We start from the raw sequence: 19,225 nt of genomic DNA, 5'->3' as shown, positions 1-19,225 counted from the left end.
CGGCCGCACAAAGATGAACCTGAACGCATCCACCCCCATCGCAAACAACCCACCAACCGCCTGCATCGGCGACGCCAAACCCCGAGGCAGAAGCGCACCTTGGCGTGGCATGGGCACTCCTCGCTGAACTGCTGCTGGGCGGACGAACGGTGGCTCGATCGGCAACAGTGACAGCCCGGTGTGCCCCGGTAGCGTCAACTTCCCGCTTAACGGGACGACCGATCAGCGGAACACCGGCATCGGCGCGGGAGGATCGATGTGACAGTGTGGCGGCGTGCCCACCACACCGGAGTTCACCGAACACGTCGAGAACGATCTGCGCGAGATCGCCACTCCCGCGGGAGTGCTGCGCTACTACGACGCGGGCGACGGCCCCACCCTTTTGTTCCTGCATGGATCAGGCCCCGGCGTGACCGGCTGGCGCAACTTCCGCGGGATCCTTCCGACGTTCGCCGCCCACTTCCGCTGTCTCATCCTGGAATTCCCCGGGTTCGGAGTCAGTGACGACTTCGGTGGGCATCCGATGATCACCGCGCAGGGAGCGGTGACACCGTTCCTTGACGCGCTGAACGTCGACCGCGTCGATATCGTCGGGAACTCGATGGGCGGTGGTGTCGGCATCAACTTCGCGATCAACAACCCAGACCGCATCGGCAAGTTGGTGACCATCGGCGGCATTGGCACGAATGTCTTCAGCCCTGGCCCCAGCGAGGGCATCAGGCTGCTACAGGAGTTCACCGAGGACCCGACGCGGCAGCGCCTCGTCGACTGGCTCAACTCGATGGTCTACGACCACGCGTTGGTGACCGACCAACTGATTGAGGAACGCTGGAAGCTGGCCACCGATCCGGAGACGCTGGCCTCTGCCCGCCGGATGTACGGCAAGGCGGCGTTCGCGCAGATGATGGCGATGATGAAGTCCGCCGACGTGCCGATGCCGTGGGCGCTCATGCACAAGGTCAGGGCGGAAACCCTCTTGACGTGGGGCCGCGACGACCGCGTGAGCCCGCTGGACATGGCGCTGATCCCGATGCGCACCATCCCCAACGCCGAACTGCACGTGTTCCCGAACTGCGGACACTGGGCAATGATCGAGGCCAAGGCTGCGTTCGAGAGTGTCGTCCTGGGCTTCCTGACCCGGTCCTAGCGGTTTCGCTTGAACCGCAGGAATCGCCACAGATAACGAGGCACACCGGTCGTCGGAACCCGTCGTGGCCAGCTGTCGGCGCGCAGGTACGCATCCGACCCGCCGTCGACGAAAATGATGCTGCCGCAGAGGAAGTCCGCGGATTCCGACAGCATGAACAGAATCCAGTCAGCGAGTTGACCGGAATCGCCGAATCCTCCGACGGGCACCGGGAAGGCGTTAATGGCCTTGGCCTCCCTCGGCGTCGCGAGTTGCTTCTCCAATAGCGGGGTCAGAATGGCACCGGGCGCGAGGGCATTGAGTCGGATTCCGGCGCCAGCCCACTGCGGTGTCACCGCCTGCCGACGCACCCAGCGCGATACCGCGATCTTGGAGCCGGCATAGGCCAGCGACGGCGCGCCGGGTCCATACAGTCGCATCGTCCGCGCAGCCTTCTCGACATCGTGCGCGAGCAGCGCCCGAACAGCCCGGTGCGGCACCAGAGGCACGGTGGTCGTCGAGTTGCTGGCTACCACGACCACTTTGGCATTGCCACTGGCTGCCAGCGCGGTTCGCCAGGCCTCCAGGAGTTCGATGACACCGAGGTAGTTGACCTCGAAGATCCGCCGCGCCTGGTCGGCTCCCGGAACGGGCCCGATGCCGGCCGCGAGCACGGCGCCGTCGAGGCACCCGCCCGCCGCTGCGAGCACTTCGCGGCTCGCGGCACGTCGCCCGTCATGCGTCGACAGATCGGCGATGACGTCGGCGTCTCGGAGATCGACCCCGATGACGGTGTGGCCGGCGGCCCTCAGCTTGTCGGCCGCCGCCGCACCCATACCGGAGGCCGATCCGGTGACTGCGTACACACCCATGTGTCTGCTCCCCTAGCGTTGTGTGCTGCCCGCATCCACTGGCAGCGTAACTGCGGTGACGTAGCGGGCCTCATCTGAGGCCAGGAACAGACTGGCGTTGGCCACGTCGACCGGTTCCACCCACGGAATGTCGAGCATGTTCATCGACGTTGCCGCCGCTGCGAACTCCTCGCGGGTCGGCGGGCGATCCAGATCGGGCCGGAATGCACTGCTGACCACGTCGTTCTGGATCATCGGCGTGTCGACGTTGGTGGGGTGTACCGAGTTGACCCGAATTCCGTGCGGCGCCATGTCATTGGCCAGGCTGCGCATCAATCCGACCACGCCGTGTTTGGCCGCCGTGTAGTGCGACACCCCGACCAGTCCGCGCAGGCCCGCGATCGAACTCACCAGGACGATCGCGCCGCTGCCGCGCGCGATCAGGTGCGGAGCCGTGACCTTGCACGTGCGCCAGACTCCCGTCAGGTTGACGTCCAGCATCGTGTGCCAGACACGCTCGGGCAGCTCGGTCGCCATACCCCGCGAGGTGATTCCCGCCGTGGCACAGACGATGTCGAGGCCGCCGAAGTGTGCGGCGCCACGGTCTGCTGCGCCACGCATTCCCTCGGTGTCGCGCACGTCGACCACCTCGGTGCTCACGTGACCACCGGCGGCACGGACCAGCCGTGCCGTTTCGGCGAGGTCGTCGGCGGTGGCCGGGGGCACCAACACGGTGTCGACGGGGCCGCAGATGTCGAGGGCGACGATATCGGCGCCCTCCTGGGCGAACCGCACTGCCTGTGCCCGGCCGATTCCGCGCGCGGCCCCGGTGATCAGGGCGACCTTTCCCGCGAGCCGTCCCGTCATGTCGTCCTCTGAGTCAGGCCGGCGTCGACGACCAGTTGGGTGCCGGTGATGTAGCGGGCCTCATCGGACGCCAGGAAGACCACCGCGTTGGCGACGTCGACCGGCTCGACCCACGCCACGGGCAGCAGATTGCGCGCACGCAGGACCTGCGCGGCGTCCTCGGCAGTCGGCCGTTCGAGGTCTGGCCGGAGTCGCCGAAAGGTCGCCTCATTGAGCACCATTGCTGTGCCCACCGCACCGGGGTGCACCGTGTTGACCCGAATCTGACGCGGCCCCAGTTCATTTGCCAGCGATCGGGCCAACCCCACGACTGCGTGCTTGCTCGCGGTGTAGTGCGCACTGTTTGCGGTACCCCGCAAGCCGTTGGTCGAGCTGATGATCACCACCGAGCCGCCCTCAGCACCGATGTGGCGAACACCCGCGGTGACCGTGTGCCAGGTGCCGGTGAGATTGACGTCGAGGGTGCTCTGCCACGCCTCCTCCGTGATGTCCCACGTCGGCGCACCGGTCGTGTGGATGCCAGCGTTGGCGACGATGACGTCGAGCCTGCCGAGTTCCTCGACGCCTTGGCCGATCGCCGCAGTCATCGCGTCGCCATCTCGGATGTCGGCGGTCGCCGCGACGCACCGGCGCCCGTGCCGCTCGACGAGTGCCACGGTGGCGCTGAGATCAGCGGTGGCCGTGTCCCTGTCGAGTGCGATGACGTCGGCACCCTCCTGCGCGAAGCGCTCGCAGTGGGCGCGTCCGGTCCCCTGGGCCGCGCCTGTGACGACGACGACCTTGTCCGTGAGCCCCGACACCTAGGGCACCTTCAGCAGGCTGAAACCCTTGTAGCCTGCGTCCGCGACGTCGCGGCAGATGTCGAGGTACACCGCGAAGCCGCCGATGAACAACATGAAAACCCTTGGCTTTCCAGGCACGTTGGCACCCAGGTACCAGGAGTTCGCCTTGGGGAACAGCGTCGCGTCGGCGCGCTGATTGCATTCGGCGATCCAGGTGTCGACGGCGTCGACGGTGGCCTCGATCGCACCGTATCCGTGCGCGTCGAGGTGACCGATCGCGTCGGCGATCCAGTTCACGTGCGCCTCGGCATGGAGCACCATGTTGGCGAGCACAGCAGGCGCGCCGGGTCCGGAGACCAGGAACATGTTCGGAAACCCGTCCACCCCGAGACCCAGGTAGGTCCGGGGGCCGTCGGCCCAGTCATCTCGCAGCCGATGGCCGTCGCGCCCGACGATGTCGATCTTGCCCAGCGCGCCCGTCATCGCGTCGAAGCCCGTGGCAAGCACGATCGCATCGACGTCGTAGTGCGCGTCGGATGTGTTGATCCCCGTCGCATCGATCGACTCGATAGGAGTCGAGCGCACACTGATCAGCTTCACGTTGGGGCGATTGAACGTCTGAAAGTAATTGGTGTCGGTGCAGATTCGTTTGGTGCCGATCGGATGATCAGTGGGGATCAGCAACTCGGCGACATCGGGGTCGTCGATTATCGACCGCACCTTCTGCTCATAGAACTTGCGGGCCTCGTCGTTGGCGACGGCGTCGATCATCTGATCGCTGAAGGTCTTGGAGAACAGCACGCCGCCGAGCTGCCAACGCGTCTCGAAGGCTTCGCGACGCTCCTCGGGGGTCACGTCCATCGTGAGCCTCGGATGCGCGATGTGTGGTGAGCCCCCGCCGCTGCGCCAGGACAGCCGCCGGCGCTCGGCGTAGTCGGCCTTCACCCGCGCGCGGTCGTCGTCGGTCAGCGGCTGGTTTCCGGCGGGCACGCTGTAGTTGGGCGTGCGTTGGAACACGTAGAGCTGCTCGGCCTGCTCGGCGATCAGCGGTACCGATTGAATGCCCGATGATCCGGTACCGATGACGGCCACGCGCTTACCCGTGAAGTCGACGGGGCGATGCGGCCAGTGTGCGGTGTGGTGGATATCGCCTGCGAACGTGTTCAGCCCATCGAAGTCTGGTGTCAGAGCCGCCGACAGCGGCCCGGTGGCCATGATGCAGAAGCGGGCGCGGACGGCCTCGCCGGTGTCGGTGCGCACGGTCCAGTGCAGCGTCTGCTCATCGAGTACCGCCGCGGTGACCCGCGTGTTGAACGTGATCCCGGTGCGCAGGTCCAGCTTGTCGGTGACCCAGTTCAGGTAGCGCAGGATCTCGGCCTGAGTCGCGTACTTCTCCGACCAGTCCCACTCCTGCTCGAGTTCGGAGGAGAACGAGTAGCAGTAGTCCACGCTCTCCACATCGCACCGCGCCCCCGGGTAGCGGTTGTAGTACCAGGTGCCGCCGACTTCGGGCGCGGCCTCGAACACGCGGACCGACAAACCCTGTGCGCGCAGCCTGTGCAGGGCGTATATGCCGGCGAACCCGGCACCCACGACCACTGCGTCAACCACTTCACCGTCACCGTTCACAGCCGCCAAGCTAGGCCCACGGGTCGGAGTCGGCCCGTCAGATTCCCGTTGACCGGACGACGCCGTGTCGACATCCCGGACAGCGGGCGCGGACCTCCAGCGGCTGCCATCTCCCGTCGACACTGACCGACATGACAGATGTCGATGCACGCGCGACGCACACAGCGGCGGTTGTCGAGGTCGATCTGGACGGCACGCAGCACCGGTTGACGTGGCCGCGGGACCGCAGCCTCGTGGACACGATGCTCGACGCGGGCATCGACGTGCCGCACTCCTGTCGCGAGGGGCACTGCGGCTCGTGTGTCGCCACGGTGTTGTCGGGCCGGGTCGCGATGGCCGAGTGCGACATCCTCGAACCCGCCGACATAGCAGAAGGGCTGGTTCTGGCCTGCCAGGCCCGTCCTGTCAGCGACGATGTACACATCGAGTTCTGACCACATTTTTCCGTCCACTCACCGGGATCGGATCGGGCTGGCGATCCCTGGTGCGAGTAACTCTTCCCTCAGCCCACACAGTTAGGACGTCAGCATGAGCCAGCGCGTACTCGACCGCGTGATGGAACTGGCCGACCAGTTCAAGGAACAAGCGGTGGAGGCCGAGAAGCTCGGCCAGCTCCCCGACACCACCGTCAAGAGCATGAAGGCGATCGGTTCGATCCGCCTGCTGCAGCCGGCTTCGCACGGCGGTCTCGAGGTTCATCCCCGGGAGTTCGCCGAGACGGTGATGGCCACGGCGGCACTGGATCCCGCGGCCGGCTGGATCAACGGCGTCGTCGGGGTGCACCCCTACCAGTTGGCGTACGCCGATCCCCGGGTCGCCGACGAGGTCTGGGGCGACGACATCGACACGTGGATGGCCTCGCCCTATGCCCCGCAGGGGGTCGCCAGGCCCGTTGAGGGCGGTTATGTCTTCAACGGCCGCTGGCAGTTCAGTTCCGGTACCGACGCCTGTGACTGGATCATCCTGGGCGCAATGCTCGGTGACGCCGACGGCAGGCCTCTGATGCCGCCGACAATGCTGCACATGATCCTGCCCCGTTCGGACTACGAGATCGTTCCGGATTCGTGGGATGTGGTGGGGCTGCGCGGCACGGGCTCCAAGGACGTCATCGTCAAGGACGCGTTCGTCCCGGACTACCGCACCATGGACGGCACCAAGGTGATGGACGGCAGCGCCCAGATCGAGGCCGGCATGACCAAGACGCTCTACAAGATGCCGTGGTCGACGATGTTCCCGCTGGGCATCAGCTCGGCGACCATCGGAATCTGCGAGGGCGCGCTCGCTGCACACCTGGACTACCAGCGCGAGCGCGTCGGAGCCAGCGGCACCGCGATCAAGGACGACCCCTACGTGATGTACGAGATCGGGGAGGCCGCCGCGGAGATCAACGCCTCCCGCCAGGCGCTGCTCGGCAACGTCGACATGGTCTATGACCTGGTGGACTCGGGAGCGGAGGTCACGTTCGAGCAGCGTGCCGCCGTGCGCCGCTCGCAGGTGCGGGCCGTTTGGCGCGCGGTGACCGCGGTGGACCAGATCTTCGCCAGGTCCGGAGGCAACGCACTGCGCATGGACAAACCGCTGCAACGGTATTGGCGCGACGCCCATGCCGGTATGGCGCACGCGATCCATGTGCCAGGAACCGTCTACCACGCCTCGGCGCTGAGTGCGCTCGGCGTCGATCCGCAGGGTCCGCTGCGGGCGATGATCTAGGACACTCGATGAGCGAACTGAAGAGCCTGGGCTACGTCAAGGTCCAAGCCACCGATATCCCCCGCTGGCGTCGCTTCGCGTTCGACGTCCTGGGTTTCGCCGAGGGATCCGGCCCCGACGCCGACTCCCTGTATCTACGCATGGACGAGCGCGCCGCGCGCATCATCGTGCAGCCAGGCGACAGCGACAGGATCGTGTCCGTGGGCTGGGAGGTCCGCGACGGCGCGGCCCTGCAGCGCGTCAAGGGCGCGTTGGATGCCGCGGGTGTGCCGTTCAAGGAGCTGTCGCTGGCAGAGGCCGACGCTCGGCGCGTCGAGGCCGTCATCGCCTTTGACGACCCGGCGGGCACAGCGGTCGAGGTGTTCCACGGACCTGTGCTCGACCACAGTCCCGTCGTGACCCCGTTCGGCGCCAGGTTCCTGACGGGTGATCAGGGCCTCGGTCACGTCGTGCTGCCGGCCCTCGATGTCCCCGGTCTGTTCGAGTTCTACACCGAAGTGCTGGGATTTCGGTCCCGCGGCGCCTTCCGCGTGCCGACGCCGCCAGAGTTCGGGCCGGTGCGCGTCCGGTTCCTCGGTATCAACGAGCGCCATCACAGCCTGGCGATCTGTCCGGCGGCGACAGTGCGCGACCCCGGCCTGATCCACCTCATGGTGGAGGTTGACTCCCTCGACGCGGTTGGGCAGGCCCTGGACCGGGTGAACAAGGACGGCTTCCAGCTGTCCTCCACACTGGGCAGGCACACCAACGACAAGATGGTGTCGTTCTACGTGCGCGCCCCCGGGGACTGGGATATCGAGTTCGGCACCGAGGGTATGCGGGTCGACGAAAACCACTACACCGCTGAGGAAATCACCGCCGACAGCTACTGGGGCCACGAATGGGTCAGCGACCTTCCGGCGGCGATGCGACCGTGACGGCAGACGCTGTGGGCTCCGACGTCTACCCCAGGTCGGCGGATGACGTCGACACCTGGGACCTCGAGGCCGACGTCGTGATCGTCGGCTACGGCATCGCGGGCGCGGCGGCCGCGGTCGAAGCCGCCTCGGCCGGAGCCGACGTGCTCGTTGTCGAACGCACGGGCGGGTGGGGCGGCGCCGCGGCGATGGCAGGCGGTTTCATCTATCTCGGCGGCGGCACCGCACTCCAGAAGGCCTGCGGCTTCGACGATTCGGCTCAGAACATGGAGGCCTTCCTCAACGTCGCCATGGGACCGGGAGCCGACGAACGCCGGATCGCCGACTACTGCGCGGGCAGCGTCGAGCACTTCGACTGGCTGGTCGAGTGCGGCGTGCCCTTCAAGCCGGAGTTCTGGGGCGAACCCGGCTGGGAGCCACCGGGCGATCAGGGCTTGATGTTCACTGGCGGGGAGAACGCCTTCCCGTTCAACACCATTGCGCAGCCCGCTCCGCGCGGACACGTCCCGCAGATGTCCGACAAGCAGGCGGGCGAGCGCAGCGGTGGCTACATGCTCATGAAGCCGCTCGTCGACACCGCCACGTCGCTCGGGGTGCGGGCCGCCTACGACGTCAGGGCCGAGTCGTTGATCGTGCAGGCCGACGGGCGAGTGGTGGGACTCATGGCCCACCGGTACGGCAAGCCGCTCGCCATCCGGGCGCGCCGCGGCGTCGTCCTGGCATCCGGCAGCTTCGCCTACAACGACGCGATGGTGATGCAGTACGCCCCTCGGCTCGCCGGTCGCCCCGCCGCGTCGATCGAGCAGCACGACGGGCAGTCCATCCGGATGGCCCAGGCGCTCGGCGCCGACCTCGCCCACATGGACGCCACTGAGGTGGCGTTCCTGATCGACCCCCAACAGACCGTCCGCGGAATCCTCGTCAATGAGCGTGGTCAGCGCTACGTCGCCGAGGACATGTACTCCGGCCGCATCGGGCAGGTCACGCTCTATCACCAGAACGACACCGCCTATCTGATCATCGACAGTGATGCGCAGGACGAGGCCATGGCCGCGACGTCGGCGACCCCCTTCCTGAAGCGGCCCGCGACGTGGGTATGTGACACGGTCGCAGAGCTCGAGGGTGCGATCGGCCTTCCCGCAGGGTCGTTGCAGGCCACGGTCGATGCGTACAACTCAGCCGCTGCGCGCGGCGAGGACCCGCTGCTGCACAAGAAGCGGGAGTGGCTCAAGCCCATCGGCGCTCCGGTCGGCGCGATCGATCTGCGGGCCAGCTGCGCTGGCTTCACGCTGGGTGGTCTGCAGACCACTCTGGATGGTGAGGTGCTGCACGTCGCGGGCAAGCCGATACCTGGGCTGTACGCCGCGGGCCGGTGCACCGCCGGCCTCGCCGCATGGGGTTACGCCAGTGGCGTCTCCCTTGGCGATGGGAGTTTCTACGGGCGACGGGCAGGGCGCGCCGCCGCCAAGGGCTGATCTCGTACCTGAGGGCGCCGCGCTGCAATCGCAGTGCGGCGCCCTTTGGCGTGCTCTGGATCATCTTCCGTGTTTCGTGTGACAGCAGCCACACCAGTATGGTACAAACAGTCATATGACTACTAGTCATGTCATCAAGGAAATCCGTCGCGAGGAGACACCATGACCGTGACCGCGGAACGCCCAGAATCCGCCACCCCGAGCGCCGTCATCGACCGGGTATCGCTGGTGTTGGAAGCCTTCGACGGTCCAGGTCGGCTCACGCTGGCGCAGATCGTGCGGCGCACCGGGCTCCCCCGGTCCTCCGCGCACCGCATGCTTGAGCGACTCGTCGCACTGCGTTGGCTCCGGCGCAGCGGGCGTGACTACGAACTCGGCATGCGTCTCGTGGAACTGGGCTCGCTGGCGGTGCACCAGGACCGCCTACACCGTGCCGCGGCTCCCCTCCTCCACGAGTTGCATCGCGCCACCGGCCTCGTCGTGCACCTCGCCGTCCTCGACGGCTCCGACGTGGTGTACCTCGACAAGGTCGGCGACCGGATGGTGGCCGCGATCCCCACCCGCGTCGGTGGACGGCACCCCGCGCAGTGCACCGCTGTCGGCAAGGCCATGCTGGCGTACGCAGCACAAGCCGGCACCATCGATCTCACCGCCCGGCGGACCAAGTACTCCATCTGCACCCCCGCCCAGCTGACCCAGGAACTGGCGAAGGTCCGCTCGCACGGCATCGCGTTCGACCGCGAGGAGTCGCTTGCCGGATTCGGTTGCGTCGCAGCGCCGATAGGCAATCTCGGCGAGGCCGTCGCAGCGGTGTCGGTGTGCGGACCGGTCAGCCGCATGGCGCTCGATCAGCGACTCGCAGGCCCGGTCCGGATGACGGCGATGAACATCTGGCGCAACGTCGAGGACGGACCGAAGCGCGTCGCCCCGACCCTGCAGCCCATGCGCCCGCTGCGGACTGGACCGGCGCTGCAGTACACGTGAACGGCAAGCGAGAAGCGGAGCGCGATCGCGCATGAGCCTCGACCCTCAGATCGCCGCGCTGATCGACACGCTCGACGCGGGATTCCCTGCGGTCCACACCATGACCGGCGCCGAGGCCAGGGCCGCGATCCGGTCGCGATTCGTGCCGAATCCCGCACCCGAGCCGGTGGGTGAGGTTCGCGACCACCAGGTGCCCGTCAAGGACGGTTCGGTCAGCGTGCGGGTCTACCGTCCCGACGGCGCCGACCGCCTACCTGTCCTGGTGTATGCGCACGGCGGCGGATTCGTCTTCTGCGATGTCGACAGCCACGACGGCCTGTGCCGAAGTTTGGCGAATCTCACTCCCGCCGTGGTGGTTTCGGTGAACTACCGGTTGGCACCCGAGCACGCCTGGCCCACTGCGGCCGAGGACGTGTACGCCGTCGTCACATGGGCGGCCGACCACGCCGCCGAGCTGGGCGGTGACCCGGCGCGAATCGTCGTCGGCGGTGACAGCGCGGGCGGCAATCTGGCCGCCGTCACCGCATTGATGGCGCGTGACCGTGGCGGTCCCGACCTCGCAGCCCAGCTCCTGCTGTACCCGGTCATCGCCGCCGACTTCGACACCGAGTCGTACCGCCTGTTCGGCAGCGGCTACTACAACCCCCGACCGGCCCTGCAGTGGTACTGGGACCAATACGTGCCCGATACCGCCGACCGGGAGCATCCCTACGCCTCGCCACTCAACGCCTCACTGACCGGGCTGCCCCCCGCGGTCGTCGTGCTGGCCGGCCACGACCCGCTGCGCGATGAGGGCATGGCATACGCGAATGCCCTGTCGACCGCGGGCGTGCCGACGGTGCGATACCCATTCGAGGGTGGGATTCACGGTTTCATGACGATGCCGATGCTCGATATCGCGCATGCGGCCCGCAGGCAGGCGAGCAGCGGTTTAGCCGAGTTGCTGGGCGGCTAGCGGCCCGTAGCGCTGTTCGGGGTCGAGAACGCAGTGGGTGCGGCCGAACACCGTGACCATGCACTTGTTGTTGTGGGTGCATCGGCTACGCACGCTCGCGTCGGCACTCATCGCGTTCACCAGGTTGGGCTCGCGCAACAGCGCTCGGCCCATCGCCATGAAGTCGAATCCCTCGCGCATACCGGTTTCGAGGTGGTCGCGGTTGGTGATGCCACCGAGCAGGATCAGCTTGGTGTTGGCCACGGCGGGCACGAACTGGCGTGCGGCGGGCAGCATGTACAGATCCTCGTAGGGGTAGCTGCCCATGGCCCACTTGCCGACCAGCCGTACCGCTGGACGCATCGCGGGCGGCATCACACCGGCGAACTCCTTGACCGGAACATCCCCGCGGAACAGGTACATCGGCTTGAACACCGAAGAGCCCTCGGTCAGTTCGATGGCGTCCAATGTCGCGTCGGCGTCGAGTAGTTGCACCGTGCGCAGCGCCTCGGCGATCCAGATGCTGCCCGGCAGACCGTCGTCCATATCGAGCTTGGCGATGACGGCGATCCGGTCGCCGACGATATCGCGAACCCGGTGAGCGATCTCGCGGACGAGACGCGAACGGTTGTCGATATCCCCGCCATAGCTGTCCTTGCGGCGGTTGATGAGCGGGCTCAGGAACGAGCTCGGCAGGTACAGATGACCGAAGTGCAGCTCCACGGCATCGAAACCCGCCTCGACCGCCACCTGCGCGGCGTCGCCGAACTGGTCGATGACCGTGGCGATCTCGGCTCGGGTGATCTCTCGGCAGTAGGCGAAGGACGTCGGGTTGACGAATCGACTCGGAGCGACCGCGGTGACGCCGGTGAGCTTCTTGGGCGCCACGACCCCCGCATGGCCCAGCTGAGCCGAGATCGCGGCACCGGCGGCATGCACGGAGTCGGTGAGCCTGCGCAGACCGGGCAGCGCCGCGGCGTTCATCAGGATCTGGCCGGGCGCACTGGCTCCGTCGGGCGACACACAGCAGTAGGCGACCGTCGTCATCCCGACACCACCCTCGGCGAAGGCTCGGTGAAAGGCGATGAGATCGTCGGTCACCAGTCCATCGGGTGAGCGGCCCTCCGACGTCGCCGCCTTGATGACCCTGTTGCGCAGGGTCACCGGGCCGAGTCGGGCGGGAGCGAACGGGTCCAGCTGCGGCACGCTCATGATGCCCACCGTTGCCCCGGGAGCGACATCCGTCAACGGCAGTCTCCCGGTGTCCGGGACTGTGACCGCAGCACGCGCGCAGGACTTCCTAGCCTTTGGCGTCATGGCTGACGGTGAGGTCTTCGTCATCGACCGCGTGCTCACCCGACCGGGTTGTGCACGCGCGTTCGTCGACACGTATGCGAACGAGTATGTGCCCGGTGCGCTCGCCCGCGGCATGACGTTGCGCGAAGTACTGGTCAGCCCACCCATCTGGCTCGACGACGGGTCCAACACGGTGACGATCACGTGGACGCTGCCCAGCCCACGGGCATGGTGGGAGATGACGTGGAGGGGCCGGCCGGATCCCGACCTCGGACCGTGGTGGGACGGTATCGGTGAGCTGGTCCTCGAGCGCACCCGAAGCGTGGCCGCGGCCGCCGGCGACGTGGACAGGTTGTGCGATGTTTAGCGTCACGCGCCTGCTCGACGTCGCCGAACACGACAGAGCCGGGGTGCTGGCGCACGTGCGCGACGCAGCAGACGCCACCGGCGCACGCCACCGCCTCGTCGAGCCCACGTTGCCCGGCGCACGCAATGGCGGTGACGTGCTGGTCCATCTTCGGTTCGACACCGAGGATCAATGGCACTTTGTTGCAGGCGATTTCACGAACACTCTCAACGATCCTCGGATCACGCGTGTCAACGGTGCCGGCTACACCGGCACCGCATCGCTCAACAACGACGCCTCTGCCACCGTCTACCGCACCCTGCTCCTGCGGGTGTCTCCTCACACGAGCGCAGACACCGTGGCGCGGTTCGAGCACGACCTGTTGTCGATGCCGCGCTACGTGCCTGCCATCACAGCGTGGCAACTGAGCCGCGTCACCGACACGGTCGGCGCGACGCCGTGGACGCACGTGTTCGAGCAGGCGTTCACCAATCTCGACGGTCTGATGGGTCCGTACCTGATGCATCCGATTCACTGGGCGGTCGTCGACCGCTGGTTCGACCCCGAGTGCCCCGACGTCATCATCCGGGATCGGTTGTGCCACAGCTTCTGTGAGATGCGATCCCTCGTGCTGGGCTGAGCCAGACGGCTATAACCCGGCGGGCAGGATGTTGGGGTTGGCGGTGGCCGGCGGCTCCAGCGGCGGCAGCACCGAGGCTCCGTCCAGGGTGTGCACTGGCAGCTGTTGTGACCATGGATAGTGCAGGCTGAAGGCCACCAGCCCGGTCCGTTCCGTGGCGGGCGCGTGGCACATCGCCAGTACCGTCTCGGCCAGGTACTCAACGGGTTCGGTCGGAAATGTGTCCGGGATGAGCGATGCCGCGCCGGGTGTGCGGATCGCCGTCGACGGACCGACACAGTTGACCGCGACGTTGGCGTCGACCAGTTCCGCCGCGATCCCCTGGGTGAAGCGGTGCAGAGCAGCCTTGCACGACGCGTAGACGACGTCTCCGGAGGTCTTGTTGTACTCGCGATAGGGCCGCGCAGGCGCCAGGCCGGTGACGGAACCGATGTTCACGATCCAGCCTGCCCCCTGACTGCGCATGTGGGCAGCGGCCGCTCGCGTCAGGACGAACGGCGTTCGAATGTAGTGCTCCAGGGTGCGGTCGAACGTGTCCAGCGCCATATCGTCGACAACGGCGTAGTCGGCGAATCCGGCGTTGTTGACCAGGATGTCGATGCGGCCGGTCCGATCGACCACCCGCTGCACCAGCTCATCTCGCTGGTCAGGATCCTCCAGGTCGGCCGCCAGGCCGAAAGCCGCACCTCCCGCCCCCTCGATGAGGGCGATCGTCTCCTCGATCGTTCCGGGTAGCGCTGAGCTGATCCCCGCCCGCCTCGACACCGACGGTGTGTACGACCGGGCGGTCACCGCCACCGTGGCACCCTCGGCAGCCAGTCGCTGCGCGATCGCCCGTCCGATTCCCCGACTACTGCCGGTGACCAATGCCGTTCTACCGGCGAGCTTTTGCGTCATTTCAGCACGAAGTCCTCTTCGACCGGCGCGCGGTGTTCATGCCACAGGTCCACGAGCCGGAACGGCGTGGAGACGACCACGCGCCCCGATCCGGAGCGGTAGTAGGTGTGCGCGTTGGGAGTGTGACACCACACGGTACGGCTCATCGCCTCGTCGATCGCCGCCACGTACTCGTCGAAGGCCTCCTCGGTCACCTCGATGGTGTCGGCTCCTCGTAGGGCCATCAGCTGAAGGCACTCAATGATGTAGTGGGCCAGCACCTCCATCGAGAAGTTGGCCCCGGCGCCGTGTCCCGGGCTGTAGTTCGGTGCTGAGGTGATGAAGAGGTTCGGGAATCCCGGCACGGTGCCGCCGCGGTACGCACTCGGGCTGTCGCCCCACACGTCGGCCAGCCTCCTGCCGTCGCGGCCGCGAATGTCCACGGTGGACAGGAAGTCCAGGTGGTAGCCGGTGGCGTAGATGATGACGTCGAGATCGATCTGGCGACCATCCGCGGTGACGATGCCGTTGACGTTGACCTGGGCTGGTTCGCTGGCCTCGACGTCGACGTGCGTGCGGGTCAACGCCGCGTAATAGCCACCCGGGTCGCGGATGATGCGCTTGCCGTAGGGAGCGAAGTCCGGCGTCACCTTCTTCGCCAGTTCGGTTCCCGCACCGAAGGTGCTGTCGATGTACTCCAGGCACATCTGCAGCAGGATGTCGTTGGTCGGGTTGATCGACAGGTGCGTCTTCGCCCACTCCGGGTCCTGCAGGATGATCGGGTAGTTGTTGTCCGCGGTGCCCCAGTAGGACTTGAGCCTGTGCCAGTTCGCGTAGTACGGCAGAAGGCGACCGAGATAGCGGCGGTGCTCGGGAACCTCGTCGGTCAGTCGCTTCCGGGGAGCCACCCAATGTGGTTGCCGCTGAAACACTGTCAGATGTTCGACCTGGTCGACGCATGCGTCGACAATCTGGACGGCGGTGCAGCCGGCCCCGATGATCGCCACCCGCTTGCCCGTGAGATCCAGCGCGGGATCCCACAGTGCTGAGTGAACACTGGTACCGCCGAACGCGTCCCGGCCCGGCAGGTCCGGCCAGCGCGGCCGGTTGAGGTAGCCGGCGGCCGTGACGACCACGCGGGCATGGCTGACATCGCGTTCACCGTCGGGTCCGACCGAGTGGATCTGCCAACGGTCGTGGTCCTCGTCCCACCAGAGCGCCTCGACCTCGGTGCCGAACCGGGTGTGCCCGCGCAGCCCGTGCTTGTCGGCCAGGGCCACCAGGTAGGCCTGGTACTCCGCACCCTGCGGGTAGTAGTTGCTCCAATCGGGGTTCACCTCGCGTGACAGCGAGTAGTACGCCGACGGGGTGTCCACTCCGATGCCGGGGTAGGTGGTGGTCAGCCACGTGCCACCGACCTCGTCGTTGCGATCGAAGATCTCGTAGCTGACACCCTCCTCCGCGGCTGCGAGCGCCGCGTTGATGCCGGCGATACCCGCGCCGATGATCGCGACGTTCACGGTGCCCGGGATGGGGACCTCGCGCGACAGCGTGGGCTGCGAAGGGGCGAATCCCCCCTGCTCCAGCAGGAGCGGCACGTGCTCGGTGTCGACGTCGGAGCCCAGTGCCACCGGCAGGAGCCGGGTGAACAACTCCGGATCGTCGGCTGCCATCGCACCTGTGCGGCGCTGCGCGGTGAGCGCCTCGATCACGGCGTCGGCCAGTTCCTCGGCGGTATCGGCGTCGGTGGTCCCCGCGCGTTCCGGCGGATCGGGTACGTGGGTGATCCTGGCCTCGAACCTGGCGATGACCGATGGGTCACCCGTGAGCTGCGCCAGCACCGCGACCAGTACACCCGGGTCGGCCAGCAGGAGGTTCGCTCGTAGTTCGCCGAGATCGGTTGTCATGGCGTCGAGTATCTCCAGGGCGCCAGATACTCCGGTCCTGCGTTGTCCTCTGAGCGGGAGGTGTTCGCCCCGCTGCGGTCGGTGGTACCTAGCCTTCGGCGCATGCACCGCCTCCACTACGACGACGACCACCTCGCATTCGGTGAGTTGGCCGCCGACTTCGCCGCCAAGGAGATCGCCCCGCACATCGAGACCTGGGAGGACGCCGGAATCGCGCCCCGCGAGGTGTTCGCGGCTGCGGGCTCGGTTGGACTGCTCGGATTCGCTGCCCCGGAGGAGTTCGGCGGCGTCGGCGTCAAGGACTTCCGCTACAACCAGATCCTGATCGAGCGCTTCATGGCGGTCGGCGCAGGCAATGTCGGCCTGAGCTTCGCCGTTCACAATGACATCTGCCTGCCGTACCTGCTCGAGTTCACAACCGGCGCCCAGCGGCAGCGCTGGCTACCGGGCTTCGTCAGGGGCGACCTGATCGCCGCGATCGGCATGACGGAACCCGGCGCGGGCTCCGACGTCGCCGCGATCCGCACCAGCGGTGTCGACGCCGGCGATCACTTCGTCGTCAACGGCGCCAAGACGTTCATCACCAACGGGCAGAACGCCGATCTGGTCATCACCGCGGTGCGGACATCGCCCGATCGGCACCGCGGACTGACCGTGATGGTCATCGAGCGCGGCATGCCCGGCTTCGAGCGCGGACGCAATCTCGACAAACTGGGCCTGCACTGCCAGGACACCTCGGAGCTGTCGTTCACCGACGTGGCGGTGCCCAAGTCCAACGTGATCGGCGAGGTTGGCCGGGGTTTCGAGTACCTGATGCGCAACCTCGCCCAGGAGCGCATGCAGATCGCGGTCGGCAGCCTGGGCCGGGCCCGCGCGGCGCTGGACTGGACCGTCGACTACGTTCGCCAACGGTGCGCGTTCGGTAAACCCATTGGCGCACTGCAGAACACCCGCTTCGCACTCGCTGACGTCGCCACCGAGGTCACCGTCGCCGAATCGTTCATCGACCGCTGTGTCACCCAACTCAACGCTGGCGGGCTGACCCCGGCCGACGCCGCGAAGGCCAAACTGTGGGCCACCGAGATGGAGTTCCGGGTGCTCGACAGCTGCCAGCAGCTCTTCGGCGGCTACGGATACATGCGCGAGTACCCCATCGCGCGCGCCGCGATCGACGCGCGCGTCACCCGTGTGTACGGGGGCACCTCGGAGATCATGCGCGAGATCATCGGACGTGACCTCGCGCTGGACCCGACGCAGGCTGGGCCGTCGGCGTGAGCCTCGACGACCTCGTTGCCAGCGCCCGCAACCACTCCCTTGGGGATGTCCCTCGCCGATCGGCTCGCCGCTACCCGGACAAGGTGGCCATAATCGACGGCGACGTGGTGATGACGTTCGCCGAGTTCGACAGCCTGGTCGACCGAGCCGCGGCCGCATTGAGCGACAACGGCTTCGGTGCCGGCGACCGCGTGGCGCTACTGGCGCACAACTGTTGGCAGTACGCCGTGCTCGCTTTCGCCACCGCCCGCGCGGCGGTTGTGCTGGTACCGATCAACTTCATGCTCACCGCCGAGGAGATCAGCTACATCCTTGGGCACTGCCGAGCGAGGGGTTTCATCGTCGAGCCGGAACTCATCGGTGTCGCCGAGGAGGCGATGCGGCTCGGCGGAGAGGTCGACTCACGTGTCGCGCTCACCGCGACGGGCACCTCGGCACCGCACGGCTGGGCTGATTTCAGGCAATGGCTCACCACCACCTCGCCAGCGCCGACCCTGGCCATCGCCGACGACCAGCTGCTGCGACTGATGTACACCAGCGGCACCGAGTCGCGGCCGAAGGGTGTCATGCACACCAGCCGCAGTCTGATGTGGCAGTACGTCAGCACCATCACGGCGGGTGCCATGAGCGCCGACGATGTCGAGATTCACTCGCTGCCGCTGTATCACTGCGCACAGCTCGACAACTTCCTGGCCACCGACCTCTACCTCGGCGCGACCAGCATCATCCTGCCCCGGCCCGATCCCGAGACGGTCTTGCGCACCATCGAACGCTACGACGTCACCAACTACTTCGCCCCGCCGACGGTGTGGATAAGCCTGCTGCGCTCCCCCGTGTTCGATCAGGTAGACCTCTCCAGCCTGCGCAAGGGGTACTACGGCGCCTCCGCCATGCCGACCGAGATCCTGCACGAGATCCGCGAACGGCTGCCCAACCTGTCGCTGTGGAACTTCTACGGCCAGACCGAGATCGCACCGTTGGCCTCAGCACTTGGACCCGCAGACCAGGAGGCGCACGCCGGCGCGGCGGGCCGACCGGTGCTCAACGTCGAGACGACGATCCTCGACGACTGCGATATGCCGGTGGCCGCGGGCACCGTCGGCGAGATCGCCCACCGCAGCCCGCACCTGATGTTGGGCTATCTCGACGACGCGGCCAAGACCGCAGAGGCGTTCCGCGGCGGGTGGTTTCACTCCGGAGACCTCGGCTACTACGACGATATCGGGTTGTTGCACGTCGTCGATCGGAAGAAGGACATGATCAAGACCGGCGGTGAGAACGTGGCGAGCCGCGAGGTCGAGGAGGTGTTGTATCGCCACGAGTCGGTACAGGAGGTCGCCGTTTTCGGTCTGCCGCATCCGGTCTGGGTGGAAGCCGTGGTGGCGGCGGTGGTGATCAAGGACGGCACCAACGTCGACGAGGGCGAACTCATCGGCCACTGCCGTGACCACCTCGCCGGCTACAAGTCGCCCAAGCGGATCCTCTTCGTCCACGCCCTGCCCAAGAACCCCAGCGGCAAGCTGCTCAAGCGGGAGATGCGAAGCCAGTTCGCCTCGGTGTTCCACTGATCGGGCAACACCGGTGAGACCTGCCACACCGTCGAGTTGACT

18 protein-coding genes are annotated in these 19,225 nt (G+C 67.0%); 11 read left to right on the top strand and 7 right to left on the bottom strand.

Features of this window, described 5'->3' with window-relative positions:
* Positions 1-274: 274 nt before the first annotated feature.
* Positions 275-1,147, top strand: coding sequence for an alpha/beta fold hydrolase (locus ACZY0X_RS29860; RefSeq protein WP_463775566.1), 873 nt, complete (start codon positions 275-277; stop codon positions 1,145-1,147).
* Here the strand turns inward: ACZY0X_RS29860 and ACZY0X_RS29855 are convergent.
* Genes ACZY0X_RS29855 through ACZY0X_RS29840 form a run of 4 tightly spaced genes read right to left on the bottom strand, consistent with a single transcriptional unit; the run spans position 1,144 to position 5,255 of the window.
* The gene (locus tag ACZY0X_RS29855; protein WP_463775565.1) at positions 1,144-1,998 is read right to left on the bottom strand and encodes an SDR family oxidoreductase; all 855 of its coding nucleotides are present in this window, start codon (positions 1,996-1,998) and stop codon (positions 1,144-1,146) included. The genes ACZY0X_RS29860 and ACZY0X_RS29855 overlap by 4 nt on opposite strands.
* Before the next feature lie 12 nt (positions 1,999-2,010).
* Positions 2,011-2,844: a mycofactocin-coupled SDR family oxidoreductase gene (locus tag ACZY0X_RS29850; RefSeq protein ID WP_463775563.1), complete on the bottom strand. Its 834-nt coding sequence runs from the start codon at positions 2,842-2,844 to the stop codon at positions 2,011-2,013.
* Positions 2,841-3,644, bottom strand: coding sequence for a mycofactocin-coupled SDR family oxidoreductase (locus ACZY0X_RS29845; protein ID WP_463775562.1), 804 nt, complete (start codon positions 3,642-3,644; stop codon positions 2,841-2,843). The genes ACZY0X_RS29850 and ACZY0X_RS29845 overlap by 4 nt, the downstream gene beginning before the upstream one ends.
* Positions 3,645-5,255: a flavin-containing monooxygenase gene (locus tag ACZY0X_RS29840; protein ID WP_463775561.1), complete on the bottom strand. Its 1,611-nt coding sequence runs from the start codon at positions 5,253-5,255 to the stop codon at positions 3,645-3,647.
* A gap of 131 nt (positions 5,256-5,386) precedes the next feature.
* On the opposite strand from ACZY0X_RS29840, the gene ACZY0X_RS29835 reads away from it, so the two are divergent.
* The 6 genes from ACZY0X_RS29835 (at position 5,387) to ACZY0X_RS29810 (ending at position 11,296) form a co-directional block, all read left to right on the top strand.
* On the top strand, positions 5,387-5,689 hold the full coding sequence (locus ACZY0X_RS29835) for a 2Fe-2S iron-sulfur cluster-binding protein (protein WP_463775559.1): 303 nt from the start codon (positions 5,387-5,389) through the stop codon (positions 5,687-5,689).
* Positions 5,690-5,783: 94 nt separating this feature from the next.
* A complete protein-coding gene (locus ACZY0X_RS29830; protein ID WP_463775558.1) occupies positions 5,784-6,965 on the top strand; it encodes an acyl-CoA dehydrogenase family protein in 1,182 nt (393 codons plus the stop codon).
* An 8-nt stretch (positions 6,966-6,973) separates the two neighbouring features.
* Complete coding sequence (bphC, locus tag ACZY0X_RS29825; protein WP_463775556.1) at positions 6,974-7,882, top strand: biphenyl-2,3-diol 1,2-dioxygenase; 909 nt, start codon at positions 6,974-6,976, stop codon at positions 7,880-7,882.
* On the top strand, positions 7,846-9,357 hold the full coding sequence (locus ACZY0X_RS29820; protein ID WP_463775555.1) for an FAD-dependent oxidoreductase: 1,512 nt from the start codon (positions 7,846-7,848) through the stop codon (positions 9,355-9,357). Before bphC ends, ACZY0X_RS29820 begins: the two co-directional genes overlap by 37 nt.
* 162 nt (positions 9,358-9,519) lie before the next feature.
* Entirely contained in the window at positions 9,520-10,341 is an 822-nt protein-coding gene (locus tag ACZY0X_RS29815) for an IclR family transcriptional regulator (RefSeq protein WP_463775554.1), read from the top strand.
* A gap of 31 nt (positions 10,342-10,372) precedes the next feature.
* Positions 10,373-11,296, top strand: coding sequence for an alpha/beta hydrolase (locus ACZY0X_RS29810; RefSeq protein WP_463775552.1), 924 nt, complete (start codon positions 10,373-10,375; stop codon positions 11,294-11,296).
* Here ACZY0X_RS29810 and ACZY0X_RS29805 read toward each other — a convergent pair.
* Positions 11,273-12,487 carry an NADH:flavin oxidoreductase gene (locus tag ACZY0X_RS29805; RefSeq protein ID WP_463775551.1) on the bottom strand — a complete coding sequence of 405 codons (1,215 nt, stop codon included), beginning with the start codon at positions 12,485-12,487 and terminating at the stop codon, positions 11,273-11,275. The genes ACZY0X_RS29810 and ACZY0X_RS29805 overlap by 24 nt on opposite strands.
* A 103-nt stretch (positions 12,488-12,590) precedes the next feature.
* Between ACZY0X_RS29805 and ACZY0X_RS29800 the strand changes: the two genes are divergently transcribed.
* Positions 12,591-12,938 carry a hypothetical protein gene (locus ACZY0X_RS29800; RefSeq protein ID WP_463775549.1) on the top strand — a complete coding sequence of 116 codons (348 nt, stop codon included), beginning with the start codon at positions 12,591-12,593 and terminating at the stop codon, positions 12,936-12,938.
* Positions 12,931-13,557: a Dabb family protein gene (locus ACZY0X_RS29795; RefSeq protein ID WP_463775548.1), complete on the top strand. Its 627-nt coding sequence runs from the start codon at positions 12,931-12,933 to the stop codon at positions 13,555-13,557. The genes ACZY0X_RS29800 and ACZY0X_RS29795 overlap by 8 nt, the downstream gene beginning before the upstream one ends.
* A gap of 9 nt (positions 13,558-13,566) precedes the next feature.
* On the opposite strand, the gene ACZY0X_RS29790 is transcribed toward ACZY0X_RS29795, so the two are convergent.
* Positions 13,567-14,454: an SDR family NAD(P)-dependent oxidoreductase gene (locus tag ACZY0X_RS29790; RefSeq protein ID WP_463775546.1), complete on the bottom strand. Its 888-nt coding sequence runs from the start codon at positions 14,452-14,454 to the stop codon at positions 13,567-13,569.
* On the bottom strand, positions 14,451-16,340 hold the full coding sequence (locus ACZY0X_RS29785) for a flavin-containing monooxygenase (RefSeq protein ID WP_463775544.1): 1,890 nt from the start codon (positions 16,338-16,340) through the stop codon (positions 14,451-14,453). The genes ACZY0X_RS29790 and ACZY0X_RS29785 overlap by 4 nt, the downstream gene beginning before the upstream one ends.
* Positions 16,341-16,442: 102 nt before the next feature.
* On the opposite strand from ACZY0X_RS29785, the gene ACZY0X_RS29780 reads away from it, so the two are divergent.
* Together ACZY0X_RS29780 and ACZY0X_RS29775 are read left to right on the top strand one after the other, a co-directional pair.
* A complete protein-coding gene (locus ACZY0X_RS29780; protein WP_463775543.1) occupies positions 16,443-17,615 on the top strand; it encodes an acyl-CoA dehydrogenase family protein in 1,173 nt (390 codons plus the stop codon).
* Positions 17,612-19,183, top strand: a complete 1,572-nt coding sequence (locus tag ACZY0X_RS29775; protein ID WP_463775541.1) for an acyl-CoA synthetase — start codon at positions 17,612-17,614, stop codon at positions 19,181-19,183. The genes ACZY0X_RS29780 and ACZY0X_RS29775 overlap by 4 nt, the downstream gene beginning before the upstream one ends.
* Positions 19,184-19,225 lie beyond the last annotated feature (42 nt).

The organism is Mycobacterium sp. IDUB_39 (assembly GCF_055419205.1).
Note: the sequence above shows the minus strand (reverse complement) of the source record. Positions and strands in the feature narration are given on the sequence as shown.